Below are 18,324 nucleotides of genomic sequence, written 5' to 3'. Positions count from 1 at the left end.
CAGACGCAAAAGCAAAAGGAAATTTTTGCGTCTGTTTTTATGTCTGTTTTTGATTACAATTTTAAAAATACGTTTGATATAATCAAACTTTAGCAGTCGCCTTGCCCATAAACTTTTCCTTCATAACTGCAAACCTTTCATGGGTGCCGGAGCCAATTTCCTCCTTGTCATCAAAGGCCTTCACCTCAAAGGTTATCCTTCTGCCATCCACAGCAGTTACCTCCGCTTCTGCTCTTACACCAAGTCCCAACGGTGTTGCCGCCTTATGCTGCACATTTAAGGATATGCCAACGGTGGTCCAGCCATCTGACAGCAAGGGCTCCAAGGCCTCTGTGGCGGCCTTTTCCATAAGACAGGTCATGGCCGGGGTTGCATAGACATCCAAGCTGCCGCTCCCCATTGTCTTGGCGGTATTTTTATCTGTAACCTTCTCCGTTACGGTATTCTTCAGCCCCACCTTTATTTCTTCCTTAGTAAAATCCATTACAAAACACCTCTCTTTGTAATACTTAAATAAAAGAAAAGCTGTGACGAAATGAAATCATCTCATCACAGCTTTATTACTAAATTAATCTGCAAATACCGGCTCTGCAGCTTTGAAGGTCATTTCACTGTGGCCCTTGAATACGCCACCGTCATCAATCTTCAGACTGCCAACCTTAACATCACCAATAAGGGAACCGGTAGAATATATGGACAAGCCATTTTCAATGGTTGCATTTCCCTCAACCTGGCCGGAAACCATCAGCTCAGGAGCCACAATATCGCCCTTAACGCGGCCGTTTTCACCAATAAGAACGTTGCCGGAAACTGTTATAGAACCCTCAACGGTACCATCAACACGAAGATTGCTGCTACCATTAATCTCTCCCTTAATAATGGTGTTCGCACCAATAATGGTTTCTATATCATTTCTGTTATTACCTTCCAACTGCTTTTTCATGCTACCAAACATTGATCTTCTCCTTATAAAACGATATTACCTTATGTATCCTGACGGATTCACAACCTGTCCATTAACCCTAACCTCATAATGAACATGAGGACCAGTGCTAAAGCCAGTGCTTCCCATATATGCAATAACCTGACCACGCTTAACATGCTCACCGGCGCTAACTACAACCTGCTGGGCGTGTCCATATCTGGTCATAAAGCCATTACCATGATCAATATCTACCATGTTGCCATAGCCGCCGGAATTCCAGCCAGCGACAGTAACTATACCATCAGCAGTGGCCACAATAGGAGTACCATAATCATCAGCAATATCTATGCCTGGGTGGAAATCGCTGCCACCCCATCTCATGCCAAATGGAGAGCTGACATCACCAGTGGATGGCCAAATAGAAGGAGTAGAGGCGTTTACACTCTCCTGCTGCTGAATCTGACGATGCTGTTCATTTAAGATCTCTCTCAATTTGGTAAGGCTCGCTCTGCGCTGAGCAACCCTCTTTTCCACATTATCAAGAGCATTACTTACATCCTTTAGATCTAACTGCTTGTATGGACCACCCTGACCACTGTGGTTGCCATCACCGGCATTGCTGTTGACATCTCCAGTTTCATCACCTGCAACACCGGAAAGCTGACGCAGCTCTTTTTCTATCTGCCCGAGCTGTTCTACTTCATCCTGAAGGTTTGTGGCCTTCTTTGACAATTCCAGAAGCTGTTCCTGCTGAAGACTGTTTGCTTCCTTAAGTTTTTCAATCTGTGAGGCTTCATTTCTCAGGGAATAACTGCTGTACACGGAGTAGCTAAAGGCACCAGCCAGCAATATAACCACTGCTGCAACAGAGAACAGCGCGTACTTGATCCATTGCATCGGCAAATGCACACTTCGTACATCAGATCCCTGATGAGGAATAATCTTGATAGTATACTCGCGATTATCCACAGTATTTCCTTTCTTTTCCAAATAAAATCCTCCAAACAATTCATCACAATAAAATAGACTCTATAGCTGAAACATTATACCATAGAGTCCTTTAATTTTCAAATAGTAGAAATTATTTATCTTTTTGTTAATTATCGTTGAGCCATTGCCTGCTTCAATGCATCTTCCTCTTCGCTGGTCATCTGATAAGTAGATTTTCCGGCAGTAATTGGCTTTACGTAGCTGCGGGAATCCTCCCGTCCAAAAATACTGGACATTACAACACCGTTATTATCTGAATCCAGCATAGCTACAGCGTAACTTAAATCACTGCCCATATCCTCAAAGGCACGGAAGCGGACAACCGCCACCTTTGTAATGGCCTGCTGTAGAAGTGCTCTGATATCTTCGATGTTACGCTTGATTTCCTGATTTTCCTCGGACACGGCCTTGGCATCATCTACACAGCCAATTATGAGGCGTTCAAGATTAGCGCCATCAACACCAGTCATCATTTTCTTGTAGCGCTTTTTCATATAATTGATATTATATATTACATTTATCATCATCAGATACATGACGATCATCAGCACGCCCAGTGCAGCCACCATATAGCTGAGATTATTGACAACAAACTTCATTATTTCGGTATTATCCATTTACTGTAAACTCCATTTCATATTAAACATTAAACTTTCCTGTTGTAGAAAATTCTCTTAGCTTTTTTAACTTTTCAGCATTATCATTTGCCTTTACTTTTTCTGTAAGTAACTCAATGATTCTTTCCAGATCATCCTGGGAGGTAAAATCAATTTCCAGCTTTTTCTTCTTGCCAGTACCCTTTATGCGAACTGACGTACCAAGAATCATTTTTAACTTATCCTCTGCATCCAAAATGAATAACTTAGCTGGATCTGTATCCTCACCCTTAGTATCCATTGGCTTCTCATCAAAGTAATCAGGATGCTTTAAAAGCTGCTTTACCAATGCCTCAACCTTACGCACAGATAAATCATTGTCTATTATAAAAGTTGCGGCCTTTTCTTGCAAGTCAATATCTTCAATAGCCAAAAGTGGCTTTGCCTGTCCCATGGAAATTTTCCCTTCCACCAGCATTCCCTGAATCTTCTCAGAGAGCTTCAACAGGCGCAGGAAATTGGCAATATGGGAACGGCTGCGGCCCACCTTCTTGGAAAGCATATCCTGGGTAAGGCCATAATCGGACAAAAGATGATGATAGGCATGGGCCTCTTCAACTGGATTCAGGTTTTCACGCTGAATATTCTCAATGAGGGCAATTTCTGTCATCTGGGCATCGTTGAATTCCTTGATAATAGCTGGAATTGTTTGCTTTCCCGCAAGCTTTGAAGCCCGAAGTCGTCTTTCACCAGCTATAAGCTCATAGCCCTTGGCTGTTTTTCTCACAATAACCGGCTGAAGAACACCATACTCCTTAATGGATTCCTGGAGAGCATTTAAGCCTTCCTCATCAAATTCTGTACGAGGCTGATTTGGATTTTCCTTAATTATACTTACTTCAATTTCCTGAGGTGAAGCTATTGCAGCAGGTGTTTCAATTTTGCTTTCATTGTGCTTTACAGCATGGAGCAGTTCCTTTTTGTTTTCCTGTGGCTTTGCAGGCTTATTTACTGTTGTACCACCAAGACCTAAAGCACCAAGGCCACGGCCGAGGCCACCTTTTTTCTTAACCATTATCTATAACCTCCTGTGCAAGGTCCATATATGCCTGTGCTCCCTTGGAAGAAGGATCATAGGCAAAAATTGGGCAGCCATAGGAAGGTGCCTCACTAAGCCTTACGTTTCGTGGAATAGTAGTATTATAAACTTTGTCCCCAATATGATTGCGAACCTCAGCCTCAACCTGCTGGGAAAGGTTGGTACGGGAATCATACATGGTGAGGACAACGCCCTCAATGTAGAGATTTACATTGATTTTGGACTTAATCATTTCAATAGTATTGAGAAGTTGGGACAAGCCCTCCAAAGCATAGAACTCACACTGCAGTGGAATGAGAACTGAATCCGCAGCAGCCAGAGAATTAAGGGTCAAAAAACCAAGGGATGGAGGACAATCAATAATGATATAGTCATAGTTATCCTTCACCTTGCTTATTGCCTTTTGTAATCTATACTCCCTATCCTCCAGGGAAGCAAGCTCAATTTCTGCACCGGCCAGGCCAATCTGGGATGGAGCAATATCTATCTTGTATTCAGTCGATAATATGATATCGGAAAGATTCCATTCATCTATTATAATATCATATATACTGAGCTCCAGCTCCTGCTTGTTGATACCAAAGCCACTTGTTGCGTTGCCCTGAGGATCACAGTCCACCAGCAATACCTTTTTTCCCTTTTCTGCCAAAGCAGCACTTAGGCTGACGGAGGTAGTAGTCTTGCCTACGCCGCCTTTCTGATTTGCAACAGCAATTACCTTGCCCATTTAGTCACCGACCTTACTATACATAGTTGAATTTTTCGTACTTATACATTGTACCATTAATAGGAATTTTTTTCGATATGAAAAGTAATTGTTTTTTATTTTTCTTCATGGCAAAATAGAGTGAGATTATTTACAAAATGTTTCACGTGAAACAATTTAAATACGAGGTAATACTATGGCAATCTTTAACTCGCCTTTTTTTGAAATAGACAAATCAGAAACCAAAAGATATGCCGGTCTCAGACAATCAGAATTCGATGAAAAAATAATTGAAGAAGCCTGCGAGCTGGCACGTTTAATAATTCACCCAACCGGCAATTGGGAAATATACGATTACAATGACCAGACACAAACTATTTTCTCTACTCCTCCATTTCATATTGAGGGAGAATCCATTAAAAAGCATCTCATGGGATGTGATAAGGTGGTATTGCTTTCTGCCACTGTAGGACAGGAAATTGAAGATAAAATAACTTCTTTATTTAAGGAAGGAAAATATACCCTATCACTTATTCTTGATGCTGCAGCTACATCCGCCGTGGAACAAAATGCGGACTTAATGGAAAAAGCCATCTTTGAAAAGGTATCCCGCCAGGGATATAAAATGAAATGGCGTTTTAGTCCTGGCTATGGTGACTGGCCAATAGAGCAGCAGCCTGAAATGATACGCGCCTCAAAAGCCAATTTAATTGGAGTCCAGCTTACTGAATCCATGATGCTGGAACCAAGGAAATCCATTACAGCAATTATAGGGCTATATATAATAGAAGAAAACTGTACAAATGAACAGGAAAAGCATAATTGTGCAGTCTGTGCAAAAACCAACTGTTTAGCTAGGAAATAAAGCTTGCATGTAACATTGTAAACCTATATACTTTCTATTATAACGCCATTGTTCAAATTTTTCTTCTTTAGAAGAAAAATCTTCCAATTAGCGTTTTCCTTTCAGGACTAGCTTCGCGTCGCAACGAGCTGGGAGATATGCTCACCACTGTTGTAGTTTGTTTTCCCCCACCTAAAGAGGAAGGGGACATCTTAAAGCTCGTTATATACCTGTTCTATAGCTAGTATTGATAATACGATACTTTCGTTACAGTAATGTCAGAAGCAGTTACCTTCAGCCATGGACTCATGGCTAAAACTATTGTTTTGCCATTAATTAGTCATCAAGAAAAATCCAAACTCGCGACGTATTAACAGTGTTTTTATGTGTCGCTCAAACAGTGGATGTTTTCTTGATGTGTAAGAATGCAAAAAATAGTTTTTACGCCACTCGCCAAATGCTTCAGGTAATCTGCTCCTGCATTTAAACAATTTCATATATTTTAAGGAATGATTTTATGATTCACATATTTGACGGTGCCATGGGCACAATTCTACAGCAAAAAGGACTGCTGGCCCCAGGATATTGTCCGGAGCTTTTAAACATAGATAAGCCGGAGGAAATTACTGCTGTTCACCAGCAGTATATTGATGCCGGTTCCACCATAGTAGAAACAAATACCTTTGGTGCATCCCCTCTGAAGCTGGCTCATTATAATCTCAGTGAACGGGCCAGGGAAATCAACATTGCAGCTGTTAAAGCTGCCAGAGCTGCAGCTGGTGATAAGGTAAAAATCGCCGGCAGCATGGGCCCAACAGGTAGATTTATAAAGCCGTTGGGGGATTTGGATTTCGAGGATGCCTATGAAAATTATAAGGTTCAGGCAGCTGCCTTAGCAGAAGGTGGCGCCGATTATATTCTTATAGAAACCTCCATTGACCTGCAGGAAATGCGTGCAGCTTTGCTGGCAGCCAAGGAGGTTACCACTTTACCGGTTATTTGTCAGCTTTCCTACAGTGAAGACGGAAGAACTGTAACAGGCACTGACCCACAAACAGCGGCTATAACCTTAGATGCCATGGGGGCAGATATTATTGGTATTAATTGCTCCCTTGGTCCTGAACAGCTGGTTCCAATTGTGAAGATTCTTTCCGAAAATACTGAAAAACCTATCAGTGTTCAGCCAAATGCCGGACTTCCCCAGCTGGTTAACGGAAAAACCACCTTCCCTATGGGACCTGAGGATTTTGGAAACTGGGCACCTAAGCTGGTGCAGGCTGGAGCTACCTATATCGGTGGTTGCTGCGGTACATCACCGGCTCATATTGCAGCCATAAGGGATGCCCTGAGGGATTTCCCGGAACAAGCTTTTAAGCCGCTGCGTCGTCGCCTGATGTTATCCAGCCGCAGTAAAACTGTAATTGTTGATAAGGAACTGCCAACAGTATTAATTGGTGAGCGAATCAATCCAACTGGACGTAAAAAGCTGGCAGCTGAAATCAAGGACGGTTCCTTCCTTTCCGTAAAGAAGGAAGCAATGGACCAGGTGAAGGCTGGTGCCAGACTGCTGGATGTTAATATGGGTGTTGGTGGTATCGACCAAGCCAAGGCCATGAAGAAAGCCATTACTGAAATATCCCAGCTCACAGATGCACCACTGGTAATCGACACCAGTGACCCTGAGGTTCTGGAGGCCGGCTTACGGGCTTATCCCGGCAGAGCTTTAATCAACTCCGTCAGTGCTGAAAAGGAAAGACTTCGTACCTTTATTCCTTTGGCTATAAAATACGGTGCAGCTATACTCTGTCTGCCATTAACTGATGATGGTATTCCTAAAACTGCTGAAGAACGCCTTAAAGTTATGGATATTATTATTAGTGAAGCCAAAAAGGCGGGGTTAAAGGATGGAGACTTCCTTTTGGACGGTCTGGTAATGACTGTGGCAGCTGATCAATATGCCTGTGGTCATGTACTTGATTCCCTCAGACTTTACAGGGAAAAATATGGTTATCCTGCCACCATGGGATTAAGTAATATTTCCTTTGGTCTGCCTAACAGACCGCTAATAAACAGTACCTTCTTTGCCATGTGTCTAGCTGCTGGCCTTGATGCACCAATTATGAATCCTTATGATGAGCAGATGCAGAATGCTCTCATGGCCAGTATGGCACTTTTAGGCAAGGATCCTAATGGCAAGGATTTTAGCACCAATGAAAAGAATCTTTCTGTTCCTAAAAAGGCTGCTGTGGCCAAGCAGGAGGATTTAACCCCTCTGGAGGCTATAAAGCAGGCTGTTATCGAAGGAAATGCAGATGCCATGCCGGAGCTTCTTGAAAGGGCCTTTGCTGACAATATTGATCCTAATGAGCTGACAGAAAAAGCCCTCACTGCTGCCATGAATGAAATAGGCGTTGACTTTGGGGCCGGAAGGGTATTTTTGCCACAGGTTTTGCTCTCTGCAGAGGCTATGCGCAGTGCATTTAATATTATTAAGGAAAAATATCCTGCCAAGGAAGGTGAAGGCAAGGGTACAGTAGTCCTGGCCACCGTAAAGGGTGATGTCCATGATCTTGGAAAAAACATTGTTGGCGCTTTACTGGAAAACAGTGGCTTCAACCTTATTGACCTGGGCAAGGATGTACCGGCGGAGGAAATTGTGGCCACTGCCATAAAAAATGATGCAGATATAGTTGGTCTTTGTGCATTAATGACCACCACCATGACGGAAATTGATGAAGTAATCCGCCAGTTAAAGGAAAGTGGAAATACTTCAAAGGTTATTGTTGGTGGTGCTGCACTGACCCAGGATTATGCAGATGAAGCCGGTGCAGATTACTACGCAGAAGATGCAGTTATCGCATTAAATATTGCCAATGATATAATATCGAAGTAAAAATTATCTAAGAAAAGGGGCATTGCTTTCAGCAAGGGACTCAGGGCTAAGCAAGATGAAAGCATAAGGGCTTTCATCTGCCCTTACACGCACACTAAGCTTACACTGCGCCCATCGGCTTGTGTTCGCTAAGTGTTTATAGTAAAACTATTGTTTTGCTTTTAATTAGTCATCAAGAAAAATCCAAACTCGCTTTGCTCAAACAATGGATGTTTTCTTGATGTGTAAGTATGCAAAAAATAGTTTCTTAACGCCCTTCGCCCAAGCGCTTCAAGCAATTGCCCTTTTCTTAATTGCTACTTGCATATAAATAAAATGTTTCACGTGAAACAATTTCATACACACAAATACCCTGCTCATATCGAGCAGGGTATTTTAATATAGTATATTGAATTAATTATTAATGATGGAACAGGCGAATATGGGTAAATGCCATGGTAATACCGTATTTATCTGCAGTTTCAATTACATTATCATCACGAATGGAACCGCCTGCCTGAGCAATGAACTCTACACCACTCTTATGGGCACGCTCCACATTATCACCGAATGGGAAGAAAGCATCAGATCCAAGGGCTACACCACTAATGGTCTTTAAATATGCCTTTTTTTCCTCTCTGGTAAGAGGCTCTGGCTTTTCAGTGAATACACGCTTCCAATCATCAGTTTCCAACAGGTCTTCCCACTCCTCACCGATATAAACATCAATAGCATTATCACGGTCAGGACGGCGAACCTCATCCTTAAATGGCAGTGCCAAAACCTTTGGATGCTGACGAAGATGCCACACATCAGCCTTGTTTCCAGCCAAACGTGTACAATGTACACGGGACTGCTGACCGGCACCAATGCCGATAGCCTGTCCATCCTTGGCATAACAAACAGAATTGGACTGGGTATACTTAAGAGTAATTAATGCAATAAGAAGATCCCGCTTTGCTGCTTCAGTAAAGGTCTTGGACTTGGTAGGAATTTCCTTCAGGCAATCCTCGGTAATTTCCACATCATTACGCTTCTGTTCAAAGGTAATGCCAAATACCTCCTTCTGCTCCAGCTCAGCAGGCTTGAAGCTGGTATCCATCTGAAGTACCAAATATGTACCCTTGCGCTTGGTTCTTAAAATCTCCAAGGCTTCAGCAGAATAAGATGGTGCAATTATGCCGTCAGAAACCTCTCTCGCCAGAAATGAAGCAGTCTGAGCATCACACTCATCAGAAAGAGCTACAAAATCGCCATAGGAAGACATGCGGTCAGCCCCCCTTGCTCTGATATAAGCAGTAGCAATAGGTGAAAGCTCAATGCCCTCTACGAAGTAAACCTTTTGAAGAATTTCCGGCAAAGGAGCGGCAACGGCAGCTCCCGCAGGACTAACATGCTTAAAGGATGCTGCTGCTGGAAGGCCGGTGGCCTGCTTCAGCTCCTGAACCAACTGCCAGCTGTTCATGGCATCCAGTAAATTAATATAGCCTGGCTTGCCGTTCAATACTGTAAAAGGAATGTCCCCATTCTTTACAAATACCCGGGCAGGTTTCTGATTAGGATTACAACCGTACTTCAATTCTAATTCTTGCATCTTTTTACTCCTTTATTTAATTTATCAACTGCGCTATAATAATTCCAAGGACGTTTTAATTACGTCATTATAGTCACGAATTTACTGTAACATCAGTATGTTTTTTTGTCAATAAACTTACAGGGGGTATAGAATATGTTAAAAAGCATTGGCGTTTTAACCAGCGGCGGCGACAGTCCTGGCATGAATGCAGCACTTCGTGCAGTTGTCCGTACAGCTCTCTTTGAAGGGGTAAGGGTTTGGGGTATTTACAACGGTTACCGTGGTCTTTTGGATGAAGAAATGGAAGAAATGACCTCCCGCAGCGTAAGTGATATTATACAGCGTGGTGGAACTATTCTGGGTACAGCACGCTGCAAGCGCTTTATGACAGAAGAAGGCCGGATGCAGGCCTATGAAAACATGAAAAAACGCGGTATTGAAGGTCTGGTAATAATCGGTGGTGATGGCAGTCTCCGTGGTGCTACCCAGCTTAGTCTTGAAACCGGCGTTCCTATTGTGGGACTTCCCGGAACTATAGATAACGATGTATGGGGCACCGATTATACCATTGGTTGTGATACAGCTGCCAATACCATTATTGATGCCATTAATAAGCTTCGTGATACTGCTTCTTCCCATAACCGCATTGCTGTAGTTGAGGTAATGGGGAGACACTGTGGCTGGCTGGCTATGCTGGCTGGAATTGCTGGTGGTGCAGAGTTTATTTTGGTTCCTGAAGAAGAATATAATCTTGATGACATCTGTAGCGGCATAATCAAATCCTACGAGCAGGGCAGACGTTATTCCCTTATCGTAGTTGCCGAGGGAGTGGGCAGCTCACTTGATATTGGCAAATATATTGAAGAAAAAACAAACATGGACGTGCGTGTATCCGTGCTTGGCCACATTCAGCGTGGTGGCTCCCCTTCTGTTCGCGACCGCGTAAAGGCCAGTCAGCTTGGTGAAAAGGCAGCCCTGGCTCTAATTGCCGGCCAGTCTGACGTGGTATTTGGCTTTAACCAAGGTAAGGTTGTGGCTATTGATCTCCATGATGCCATTACCAATAAAAAGCACATGAACGATGAGTTTATTCGTTTGGCAAAACAGCTTAATTAATGATGTAATTACTGATACATAAAGTAGTATTTTAAATAATTATTCACAAGTTAATAACAGCTTGCTCTTAAATTTAAAAATCCTGTAGAACACTGTAATATCAATGTTCTACAGGATTTCTTGTTTCCCTGTGGTAGACTTTTCAGTAAGTTATCCACAAGTTTATTCACATATTCACAAATATGTTCGCTATTTTTGTGGACAATTCAATTTTTCTGTGAATAATTAAATCTTACCCATCTTTATAACTTCCTTCAATACCCTTACACTGAAGAGACCATCAATGATTTCATCAATTGTCTTCCAGGTGTTATTCTCATTGGACTTACCATATTTATCAACGACTGCATGATAAACGGTATCCTCCACGCTTTCAGGTATCAACGGTTCCCAATACTTGTGGTCGTATTTCCTCTGCTTTATATTGTTCTGAGGTCTGCCCCCTTCAACCTCTATTTCACACAGAAATTGAATTTTCTTGTTCTGGGGATCCACCAGATAATGCTCCAGGAAATATCTGGAATCATCCGCCTCAGGACTGTACATTTCATAGGTTGCGTACTCATAAGGCACCATTTTAACCCAGGCTTCAATAACATATTTATCCATAGTATACGGTCTTCTTACCCAGCCAGAATCCTTCTTGTCCAAATAATAAACATAGGACTCATCCTCGGCAAACCTTATAAATCTGCTTGGAGCCTTTTCATCGGTATCTTTGGAAGAAATATCCGATCTTCCGGGAGGCTGTTGAACACCATCGGCGCTTACAATACTAAAGCTGCATAATATGGATAAAACAGTAAAAAGCAGTATGATACTTTTCTTCACCATAATCACATCCTGTCTGTGTAATCTATATAACATATCATATAACACTTCTATAAAAAAACCAATAATCCTTTAGAATCAAAGAGGATTTTTATCCGGTGTACCCGCCTTTCGTGGATAAACCTTTGGCGTGTTTTTTTCCTTTTTTATATAAATAACAGCCCGCTTATCATCAAGATATGGCAGCTTAACCTCAACACATTCTGCCTCACCACCACCTAATATGGATAGGGCCTTTTTGGCGGCATCTGCCTCCTCAGCAAATTTCATTCCCTTCAAGGCAGCAAAGATGCCATTTTTCTTTACGAAGGGCAGACAATATTCTGCCAATACAGGAAGTCTGGCTACAGCTCGGGAAACCACCAAATCAAAGCTTTCTCTCAGCTTTTTGTTTCTGGCCCCCTCCTCAGCTCTGGCATGAATGCACTCCACATTTTGAAGTCCCAATTCGTCCACCACAGTCTGAAGAAAATTAATTCTTTTGTTGAGAGAATCCAAAAGAGTGAGCTTTATACCAGGCTGAAAAATTTTCAGGGGAATTCCCGGAAAACCTGCACCGGTGCCTACATCAATTACACTGATATCCCCCTTAAACCTTTCACTGTCCCAACAGGTCAGAGAATCTATCATATGCTTGATGGCCACTTCCTTTGGTTCAGTAATGGCAGTAAGATTTATTTTCTCGTTCCACTCAATTAGAAGCTGAAAATATTTATTAAACTGATTTATCTGAACATCATTTAAGGAAATGCCATATTTATCTGCTGCATCCTTTAAGTAATCCTTAAAGTTCATTTTTTTGTCTCCTCTATCCTTTTTTGCTGTTCCAGATATATCATCAATACGGAAATATCAGCGGGAGATACACCGGAAATTCTGGCAGCCTGACCAATAGAAATAGGCCTTATTTCAGCCAGCTTTTCTCTGGCCTCATCTCTAAGGTTAGCAACAAGAGCATAATCAATAGAATCCGGAATAAGCTTTTCTTCCAGCTTTTTCATCTTCTCCACCTGCTCCATCTGCTTCTTTATGTAGCCCTCATAGGTGATGGAAATTTCAACCTGCTGCTTTGCTTCTTCATTAATTTCTGGCAAGCCGAATATTTCCTTTAATTTATCATAGTTAATATCGGGACGTTTCAATAAATCGTAAAGGCTGATGGTATTACGGATCTCCTCAATGCCATTATCCGCCAGAAGCTTCAATATCTCCTGATTTGGATTCAGCTTTCTTTCCTTTAGTAATTCAACGGTTTCATTAATAACCGCCATCTTACTGGTAAATCTCTCCCAGCGGTCATCCTTGACAAGACCTACCTTGCGGCCCAACGGAGTCAGTCGCTGATCCGCATTGTCCTGACGGAGAATCAGGCGGTACTCAGCTCTGGAAGTCATAATTCTATATGGCTCACTGGTACCCTTGGTAACCAAATCATCAATAAGCACCCCAATATAGGCATCAGAACGCTTTAAAATCAATGGTTCATTGTTCTGCACCTTTAATGCTGCATTTATGCCCGCAATAATACCCTGGGCTGCAGCCTCCTCATAACCAGAGGTTCCGTTGGCCTGTCCTGCGGAAAATAGACCGGAAATTTTCTTAAGCTCCAGAGTTGGTTTCAGCTGTAACGGGTCAAGGCAGTCATATTCAATGGCATAGCCTGCCCGCATAACCTTGGCATGCTCCAGACCGGGAATGGTATGCAGGAAATCTATCTGCACATCCATTGGCAAAGAGGTTGACATTCCCTGTACATAAACCTCATTGGTATGGAGTCCCTCCGGCTCCAGAAACAGCTGATGTCTTTCCTTATCAGGGAATCTTATGAGCTTGGTTTCAATTGAAGGACAATATCTTGGACCGATACCCTTAATAATACCATTGGCCATTGGAGCCCTATCTATATTATCCATAATAACTTTATGGGTCTGGGCATTGGTATATGTAAGCCAGCATGGTGTCTGCTCCCTTGTGGTAATATCACTCATAAAGGAGAAATTGCGGGCCTCATCATTCCCCGGCTGAATCTCCATCTTGTCATAATCAAGAGTTCTGGCATCTACTCTGGCAGGAGTACCGGTTTTAAAACGCATCAGCTTGATGCCTGCATCCAAAAGGGACTGGGACAGCTTTTCCGCTGAGCGCTGACCGCTGGGACCACCGGAATATGTATGAAGACCTATAATAATCTGGCCCTTTAAATATGTTCCAGTAGCCAGAATAGCCGCATCACAAAGATACTCCTCCATATTTTCAGTGATAATTCCCTTTATTTTATTATCCTCAATAATGAGCTTATCGATCATCAGCTGCTTAACATCAAGATTTTCAGTATTTTCGCATACTTCCTTCATGCGGAACTGATAATGCTTTTTATCAGCCTGGGCACGTATAGCATGAACAGCAGGTCCCTTTCCAGTGTTAAGCATCCGGAATTGAATACAGGTCTCATCTGCATTAATACCCATCTGGCCACCAAGAGCATCCAGCTCCCTTACCAAATGCCCCTTGGCAGGACCGCCAACAGAAGGATTGCATGGCATAAGGGCAATATTATCCATACTAAGAGTAGCCAACAGAGTATTACAGCCCATACGTGCAGAAGCCAAAGCAGCTTCTACTCCAGCATGGCCGGCACCAATTACAATAACATCATATTTTCCAGCTATAAACAGCTTGTTACTCAATTTTAATTCCTCCAATGGAACCGTTTATTTACCTATACAGAAATTTGAAAATATCTGATCTACAATGTCGTCCTCAATAGTTTCGCCGGTTATTTCCCCCAGCTTTTCCCAGGCACTGCGAAGATCAATAACTATAAAATCTTCGCTCATGCCCATATCGATTGTATTTATAGTTTCATCCAAAAGATTAGCCGTCTTGCGAAGAATTTCTCCCTGCCGTGCATCACAAAGAACCTGGCTCTCCGCAATATTAGTATGCCCGCCATAAACTATGTCCTTAAGAAGCATCTCAAGAGCTTCTTTTCCCTCACCGCTCTTGGCGGACATGGGAACAATGCCACGAATCCTGGCCTTATGGCAATTCTTTATTTTTTCACTAATAATATCTTTATTTGTATCAGCTGACAAGTCCATTTTATTCATTATAACAATGACATTGCCCGGACACTTATCCATAAGCTGAATTATCTCCTCATCCTCTGAAGTCAGCTTCTCATTGCTGTCAAACACGGCCAGCACCAGCTCTGCATCATTGGCATATGAATAAGCCTTTTCCACGCCGATTTTTTCCACGATGTCATCGGTATCGCGAATCCCTGCAGTATCAATCAGACGCAAGAGAATACCACCAATATTAACATATTCCTCAATACTGTCACGGGTAGTGCCGGGAACATCAGTAACAATGGCCCTCTCCTGCCCTAAAAGGAGATTCATTATACTGGATTTTCCCGCATTTGGCTTACCAATAATAGCGGTTTTAAGTCCATCCCTCAAAATGATACCCGTATTGGCTGATTCCAGAATTTTCCTTATTTTATCCTGCAACAGCTTTACCTTTTCACGGGTATCCTCCATTTCCATTTCCTCAATATCATCCTCGGGGAAATCAATGGAAGCCTCAAGATGGGCAATAATGCTTAAAATATCATTACGAAAAGCCTTTATTTTATCGGAAAAACCACCGGAAAGATGGTTCATGGCCATCTGCAGGGAAGCCTTGGTTTTGGCATTTATTACATCCATTACGGCCTGGGCCTGACTTAAATCCAGTCTGCCATTTAGAAAAGCCCGCTTGGTAAATTCTCCCGGCTCTGCAGCCCTTGCTCCCATGCGGTATGTCAGGGTCAGTATTTCCCGCATAACAATACTGCCACCGTGGCACTGAATTTCCACCACGTCCTCGCAGGTATATGAATTTGGAGCATTCATCACAATACAAATAGCTTCATCAATGATTTTTCCCTGTTCATCCTGGACCCTACCATAAATCGCTGTTCTGTAACCATACTCCTTAATGGACTTTGCAGCAAATGGTCTGAAAATCTTATTGGCAATGGAAATGGCATTTTCGCCGCTGATTCTAATAATGCCAATACCGCCCTCTCCTGGAGCTGTAGCAATGGCACTAATGGTTTCATCCATCATTTTTTTATCCTGCATAAATCCTCCAAATTCATATTTAAAAAATATAGAAAAGGCTGTCCCCAAAGGTGAGACAGCCTCTATAAATCATATTTCCTGGAGAAAATTAATCTTCTCTTTCCTTACGCTCATGATAATCGCGACGGCCACCACGCTTCAGCTCAATTACAACCTTACGATAAGGCTCATCTCCGGAGCTATAGGTAGATACGCGATAATTATCCTGCAACGCCATGTGAATAATCTTTCTTTCGTGACGATTCATTGGCTCCAGAACAATGCGTTCTCCAGTTCTTCTTACCTTGTCAGCCAATCTCATAGCCAGACGGCGCAGGGTATCCTCACGACGGCTTCTGTAGTTCTCAATATCGATAATAACGCGAACCTTATTATCGGTGAGACCACGATTGGCAGCCAGATTTGAAAGGTACTGCAGAGAATCAAGGGTCTGACCGTGCTTACCAATCAAAATGCCCAAATTATCGCCAATAAGATTGAAAATAGTACCATCCTCAGACTCGCTCTTTTCAATCTTTATATCCAGCTTCATAGCCTTAAAAATATCACCAAGGAATTTTTCTGCCTTCTCAATAGGTGAGAGTTCACGAACTACAGCCTTAACCCTTGCAGGCTTACCACCAAGCAAACCCAGGAACCCCTTAGTTGGCTCCACAACCTCTACAAATTCAACAAAAGCAGGGTCAACACCTAGCTCACTCAAGGCAGCCTGTTTTGCTTCATCAACTGTTTTACCAGTCTTCTCAACTTCTAAAGACATTAAATCAAGCAGCCTCCTTCTGGTCTTCTTTTCTGAACATATACCACTGCTGAGCCATCTGACATATATTCATTACTACCCAGTACAGTACCAGACCTGCTGGGAAATTAATGGAAATATAACCAATAAATATTGGCATAATATACATCATCATCTTCATCTGCTGATTTTCCTGACCATTCATTGCCATGGACTGACGCTGAGCCAGATAAGTAGTCAACGCAGAGAGAAGAGGCAAAATGTATGTAGGGTCGGAATCAGACAGGCTTGACAACCATAAGAAGGTTGGATCACCGGAATACTCCAATCCGTACAGAGAATAATAAACACCCATGAGGATTGGCATCTGTACCAGAAGTGGCAGACATCCTGCCAAAGGATTTACTCCGGACTCCTGATAAAGCTCACCCATCTTCTGCTGCATAAGCTGTGGGTTGTTCTTATAATCCTTCTGGATTTTCTTTAATTTTGGCTGAATCTCCTGCATTGCCTTCATTGACTTAATCTGCTTTGCGTTTAAAGGATAAAGGCAGAGCTTTACGCAGATTGTCATAAGAATAATGGCAACGCCATAATTAGGAAAGCCAACCGCAACAGTAATGTTGTAAAATCCATCCATTATAAGGCGGAAAAGATTTACAACAGGCTCAAATGCCGATGCTAAAAAATCCAATTTAACACATCCTAATTTCTACAGTAAAACTGTCAAAAATAAAATCCTATTTTACGGAACCGGATCATATCCACCTTTATGAAATGGATGACAACGAAGAATTCTCTTTATTGCCAAATATCCACCCTTCACGGGTCCGTATTTTTCAATAGCAATCATCGCATATTCCGAACAGGTAGGAACATAGCGACAGGAAGGCGGCTTAAGTGGTGAAATATAGGAGCGGTAAAACTCGATCATGAATAACATGAATTTTTTCACCAATTATTCTCATCTCCCAAAAATTTCGGCCTTTCTGCCCAAGTTGAGAAAAGCCTTTTCGATAACATTGTATTTAACTTCCACAGCTGGTTTTCTGCCAACCAAGAGAATACAAATATCTTTCTTCATATCCTGCTGGTGCAACCGGTAACACTCACGCATAAGACGCTTGACTCTATTACGCGCTACTGCATTGCCCAGTTTTTTTCCGGCAGCAAAGCCAACCTTGTCCTCCAGCCCGCTTGCTGTAAAGACATACAATACTAAGTACCTGTTTGCATAGGATTTCCCAAAACGGTGGACCTTTTGAAAATCGTTCCTACGACGCAGGATCCGACTTTTAGGTAACTTGTACATGGCAAAATCCTCATTTCAGCAAATAGAACATAGAACCAGATACATAACTCACCAATATAATGAGTATAACTGGTTCTATAGAGAAAAATAGGCCACCGAAGTGACCATATTATTAAGCTGAAATCTTCTTTCTGCCTCTAGCACGTCTTCTTGCTAAAACCTGACGGCCACCCTTAGTCTTCATACGCTCACGGAAACCATGAGTCTTCTTCTTCCAATGATTGTTAGGCTGATAAGTCTGCTTCAATGTTGGCACCTCCTTATATTATTACGAGCAAAATACTCGGTCAAACCGCAATTACACATAGTCCTTGGATTTTAACTAACAAGATTATAGACCACGCATTATTGTAGTGTCAAGAAAAAATACTAGGCAGGCTGGGTATAAGTCAATATTTTTGTGGATAAATCATTCTTTTAAATCATATATGCACCATTTTTTGTTGATAACTTCAAGATATTCTGCTATGATTATGAAGGTATTTCACATACACTTATCAACAGAGTCCGAGCTATATTTTTCGGATATATTATATATAGAAGAAAAACATAAAAATATAATACATAAAATACTCAAACACTTGATTT

The 18,324-nt window shown here is 42.1% G+C and carries 19 protein-coding genes; 3 read left to right on the top strand and 16 right to left on the bottom strand.

What is annotated here, in order from left to right:
• Positions 1 to 82 precede the first annotated feature (82 nt).
• The 6 genes from ACKI5G_RS01740 to ACKI5G_RS01715 form a co-directional block, all read right to left on the bottom strand.
• Positions 83 to 484 (bottom strand): thioesterase family protein, encoded by a 402-nt coding sequence (locus ACKI5G_RS01740; RefSeq protein ID WP_407397055.1) that lies wholly within the window; start codon positions 482 to 484, stop codon positions 83 to 85.
• Positions 485 to 568: 84 nt separating this feature from the next.
• A complete protein-coding gene (locus ACKI5G_RS01735; protein WP_407397053.1) occupies positions 569 to 955 on the bottom strand; it encodes a polymer-forming cytoskeletal protein in 387 nt (128 codons plus the stop codon).
• Positions 956 to 979: 24 nt separating this feature from the next.
• Entirely contained in the window at positions 980 to 1,915 is a 936-nt protein-coding gene (locus tag ACKI5G_RS01730; protein ID WP_407397051.1) for a peptidoglycan DD-metalloendopeptidase family protein, read from the bottom strand.
• Positions 1,916 to 2,025: 110 nt separating this feature from the next.
• On the bottom strand, positions 2,026 to 2,532 hold the full coding sequence (locus tag ACKI5G_RS01725; protein WP_407397049.1) for a DUF4446 family protein: 507 nt from the start codon (positions 2,530 to 2,532) through the stop codon (positions 2,026 to 2,028).
• 22 nt (positions 2,533 to 2,554) lie between these two features.
• On the bottom strand, positions 2,555 to 3,586 hold the full coding sequence (locus tag ACKI5G_RS01720) for a ParB/RepB/Spo0J family partition protein (protein ID WP_407397047.1): 1,032 nt from the start codon (positions 3,584 to 3,586) through the stop codon (positions 2,555 to 2,557).
• Positions 3,579 to 4,337 (bottom strand): ParA family protein, encoded by a 759-nt coding sequence (locus tag ACKI5G_RS01715; protein WP_407397045.1) that lies wholly within the window; start codon positions 4,335 to 4,337, stop codon positions 3,579 to 3,581. Before ACKI5G_RS01715 ends, ACKI5G_RS01720 begins: the two co-directional genes overlap by 8 nt.
• Positions 4,338 to 4,512: 175 nt before the next feature.
• On the opposite strand from ACKI5G_RS01715, the gene ACKI5G_RS01710 reads away from it, so the two are divergent.
• Together ACKI5G_RS01710 and ACKI5G_RS01705 are read left to right on the top strand one after the other, a co-directional pair.
• Complete coding sequence (locus ACKI5G_RS01710; protein WP_407397043.1) at positions 4,513 to 5,181, top strand: methionine synthase; 669 nt, start codon at positions 4,513 to 4,515, stop codon at positions 5,179 to 5,181.
• Positions 5,182 to 5,677: 496 nt separating this feature from the next.
• On the top strand, positions 5,678 to 8,053 hold the full coding sequence (locus ACKI5G_RS01705; protein ID WP_407397041.1) for a homocysteine S-methyltransferase family protein: 2,376 nt from the start codon (positions 5,678 to 5,680) through the stop codon (positions 8,051 to 8,053).
• Between the two features lie 400 nt (positions 8,054 to 8,453).
• Here ACKI5G_RS01705 and ACKI5G_RS01700 read toward each other — a convergent pair whose 3' ends face one another.
• Positions 8,454 to 9,626: a phosphoribosylaminoimidazolecarboxamide formyltransferase gene (locus tag ACKI5G_RS01700; RefSeq protein ID WP_407397039.1), complete on the bottom strand. Its 1,173-nt coding sequence runs from the start codon at positions 9,624 to 9,626 to the stop codon at positions 8,454 to 8,456.
• A 135-nt stretch (positions 9,627 to 9,761) separates the two neighbouring features.
• Here ACKI5G_RS01700 and pfkA point away from each other — a divergent pair, with 135 nt between their 5' ends.
• A complete protein-coding gene (gene pfkA, locus ACKI5G_RS01695) occupies positions 9,762 to 10,724 on the top strand; it encodes a 6-phosphofructokinase (RefSeq protein ID WP_407397037.1) in 963 nt (320 codons plus the stop codon).
• Between the two features lie 225 nt (positions 10,725 to 10,949).
• On the opposite strand, the gene ACKI5G_RS01690 is transcribed toward pfkA, so the two are convergent.
• The 9 genes from ACKI5G_RS01690 to rpmH all read right to left on the bottom strand — a co-directional run bounded on the left by ACKI5G_RS01690 (position 10,950) and on the right by rpmH (position 17,983).
• Positions 10,950 to 11,591 (bottom strand): hypothetical protein, encoded by a 642-nt coding sequence (locus ACKI5G_RS01690; protein ID WP_407397035.1) that lies wholly within the window; start codon positions 11,589 to 11,591, stop codon positions 10,950 to 10,952.
• A gap of 42 nt (positions 11,592 to 11,633) precedes the next feature.
• Positions 11,634 to 12,350, bottom strand: coding sequence for a 16S rRNA (guanine(527)-N(7))-methyltransferase RsmG (gene rsmG, locus ACKI5G_RS01685; RefSeq protein ID WP_407397033.1), 717 nt, complete (start codon positions 12,348 to 12,350; stop codon positions 11,634 to 11,636).
• Positions 12,347 to 14,230 carry a tRNA uridine-5-carboxymethylaminomethyl(34) synthesis enzyme MnmG gene (mnmG, locus tag ACKI5G_RS01680; RefSeq protein ID WP_407397095.1) on the bottom strand — a complete coding sequence of 628 codons (1,884 nt, stop codon included), beginning with the start codon at positions 14,228 to 14,230 and terminating at the stop codon, positions 12,347 to 12,349. The genes rsmG and mnmG overlap by 4 nt, the downstream gene beginning before the upstream one ends.
• A gap of 36 nt (positions 14,231 to 14,266) precedes the next feature.
• Entirely contained in the window at positions 14,267 to 15,685 is a 1,419-nt protein-coding gene (mnmE, locus tag ACKI5G_RS01675) for a tRNA uridine-5-carboxymethylaminomethyl(34) synthesis GTPase MnmE (protein WP_407397032.1), read from the bottom strand.
• An 88-nt stretch (positions 15,686 to 15,773) separates the two neighbouring features.
• Positions 15,774 to 16,445, bottom strand: a complete 672-nt coding sequence (gene jag, locus ACKI5G_RS01670) for an RNA-binding cell elongation regulator Jag/EloR (protein WP_407397030.1) — start codon at positions 16,443 to 16,445, stop codon at positions 15,774 to 15,776.
• 4 nt (positions 16,446 to 16,449) lie between these two features.
• Complete coding sequence (locus ACKI5G_RS01665; RefSeq protein ID WP_407397028.1) at positions 16,450 to 17,118, bottom strand: YidC/Oxa1 family membrane protein insertase; 669 nt, start codon at positions 17,116 to 17,118, stop codon at positions 16,450 to 16,452.
• A 51-nt stretch (positions 17,119 to 17,169) separates the two neighbouring features.
• Positions 17,170 to 17,367, bottom strand: coding sequence for a membrane protein insertion efficiency factor YidD (gene yidD, locus ACKI5G_RS01660; RefSeq protein WP_407397026.1), 198 nt, complete (start codon positions 17,365 to 17,367; stop codon positions 17,170 to 17,172).
• Positions 17,368 to 17,388: 21 nt separating this feature from the next.
• Positions 17,389 to 17,736 carry a ribonuclease P protein component gene (rnpA, locus tag ACKI5G_RS01655; RefSeq protein WP_407397024.1) on the bottom strand — a complete coding sequence of 116 codons (348 nt, stop codon included), beginning with the start codon at positions 17,734 to 17,736 and terminating at the stop codon, positions 17,389 to 17,391.
• A gap of 112 nt (positions 17,737 to 17,848) precedes the next feature.
• Complete coding sequence (gene rpmH / locus ACKI5G_RS01650; RefSeq protein ID WP_027396727.1) at positions 17,849 to 17,983, bottom strand: 50S ribosomal protein L34; 135 nt, start codon at positions 17,981 to 17,983, stop codon at positions 17,849 to 17,851.
• Between the last annotated feature and the right edge of the window lie 341 nt (positions 17,984 to 18,324).

Origin of the sequence: Anaerovibrio sp. (assembly GCF_045637405.1) — a bacterium.
In the GTDB taxonomy this organism is placed as follows: Bacteria; Bacillota; Negativicutes; order Selenomonadales; family Selenomonadaceae; genus Anaerovibrio.
The sequence above is the reverse complement of the archived record's forward strand: the minus strand, read 5'-3'. Positions and strand labels throughout refer to the sequence as shown.

What these genes read in the sequence shown, in the direction of transcription:
- ACKI5G_RS01740 (WP_407397055.1), bottom strand. Translation starts at nt 484, where the DNA reads ATGGATTTTACTAAGGAAGAAATAAAGGTGGGGCTGAAGAATACCGTA.
- ACKI5G_RS01735 (WP_407397053.1), bottom strand. Translation starts at nt 955, where the DNA reads ATGTTTGGTAGCATGAAAAAGCAGTTGGAAGGTAATAACAGAAATGAT.
- ACKI5G_RS01725 (WP_407397049.1), bottom strand. Translation starts at nt 2,532, where the DNA reads ATGGATAATACCGAAATAATGAAGTTTGTTGTCAATAATCTCAGCTAT.
- ACKI5G_RS01720 (WP_407397047.1), bottom strand. Translation starts at nt 3,586, where the DNA reads ATGGTTAAGAAAAAAGGTGGCCTCGGCCGTGGCCTTGGTGCTTTAGGT.
- ACKI5G_RS01715 (WP_407397045.1), bottom strand. Translation starts at nt 4,337, where the DNA reads ATGGGCAAGGTAATTGCTGTTGCAAATCAGAAAGGCGGCGTAGGCAAG.
- ACKI5G_RS01710 (WP_407397043.1), top strand. Translation starts at nt 4,513, where the DNA reads ATGGCAATCTTTAACTCGCCTTTTTTTGAAATAGACAAATCAGAAACC.
- ACKI5G_RS01705 (WP_407397041.1), top strand. Translation starts at nt 5,678, where the DNA reads ATGATTCACATATTTGACGGTGCCATGGGCACAATTCTACAGCAAAAA.
- ACKI5G_RS01700 (WP_407397039.1), bottom strand. Translation starts at nt 9,626, where the DNA reads ATGCAAGAATTAGAATTGAAGTACGGTTGTAATCCTAATCAGAAACCT.
- pfkA (WP_407397037.1), top strand. Translation starts at nt 9,762, where the DNA reads ATGTTAAAAAGCATTGGCGTTTTAACCAGCGGCGGCGACAGTCCTGGC.
- ACKI5G_RS01690 (WP_407397035.1), bottom strand. Translation starts at nt 11,591, where the DNA reads ATGTTATATAGATTACACAGACAGGATGTGATTATGGTGAAGAAAAGT.
- rsmG (WP_407397033.1), bottom strand. Translation starts at nt 12,350, where the DNA reads ATGAACTTTAAGGATTACTTAAAGGATGCAGCAGATAAATATGGCATT.
- mnmE (WP_407397032.1), bottom strand. Translation starts at nt 15,685, where the DNA reads ATGCAGGATAAAAAAATGATGGATGAAACCATTAGTGCCATTGCTACA.
- jag (WP_407397030.1), bottom strand. Translation starts at nt 16,445, where the DNA reads ATGTCTTTAGAAGTTGAGAAGACTGGTAAAACAGTTGATGAAGCAAAA.
- yidD (WP_407397026.1), bottom strand. Translation starts at nt 17,367, where the DNA reads ATGTTATTCATGATCGAGTTTTACCGCTCCTATATTTCACCACTTAAG.
- rnpA (WP_407397024.1), bottom strand. Translation starts at nt 17,736, where the DNA reads ATGTACAAGTTACCTAAAAGTCGGATCCTGCGTCGTAGGAACGATTTT.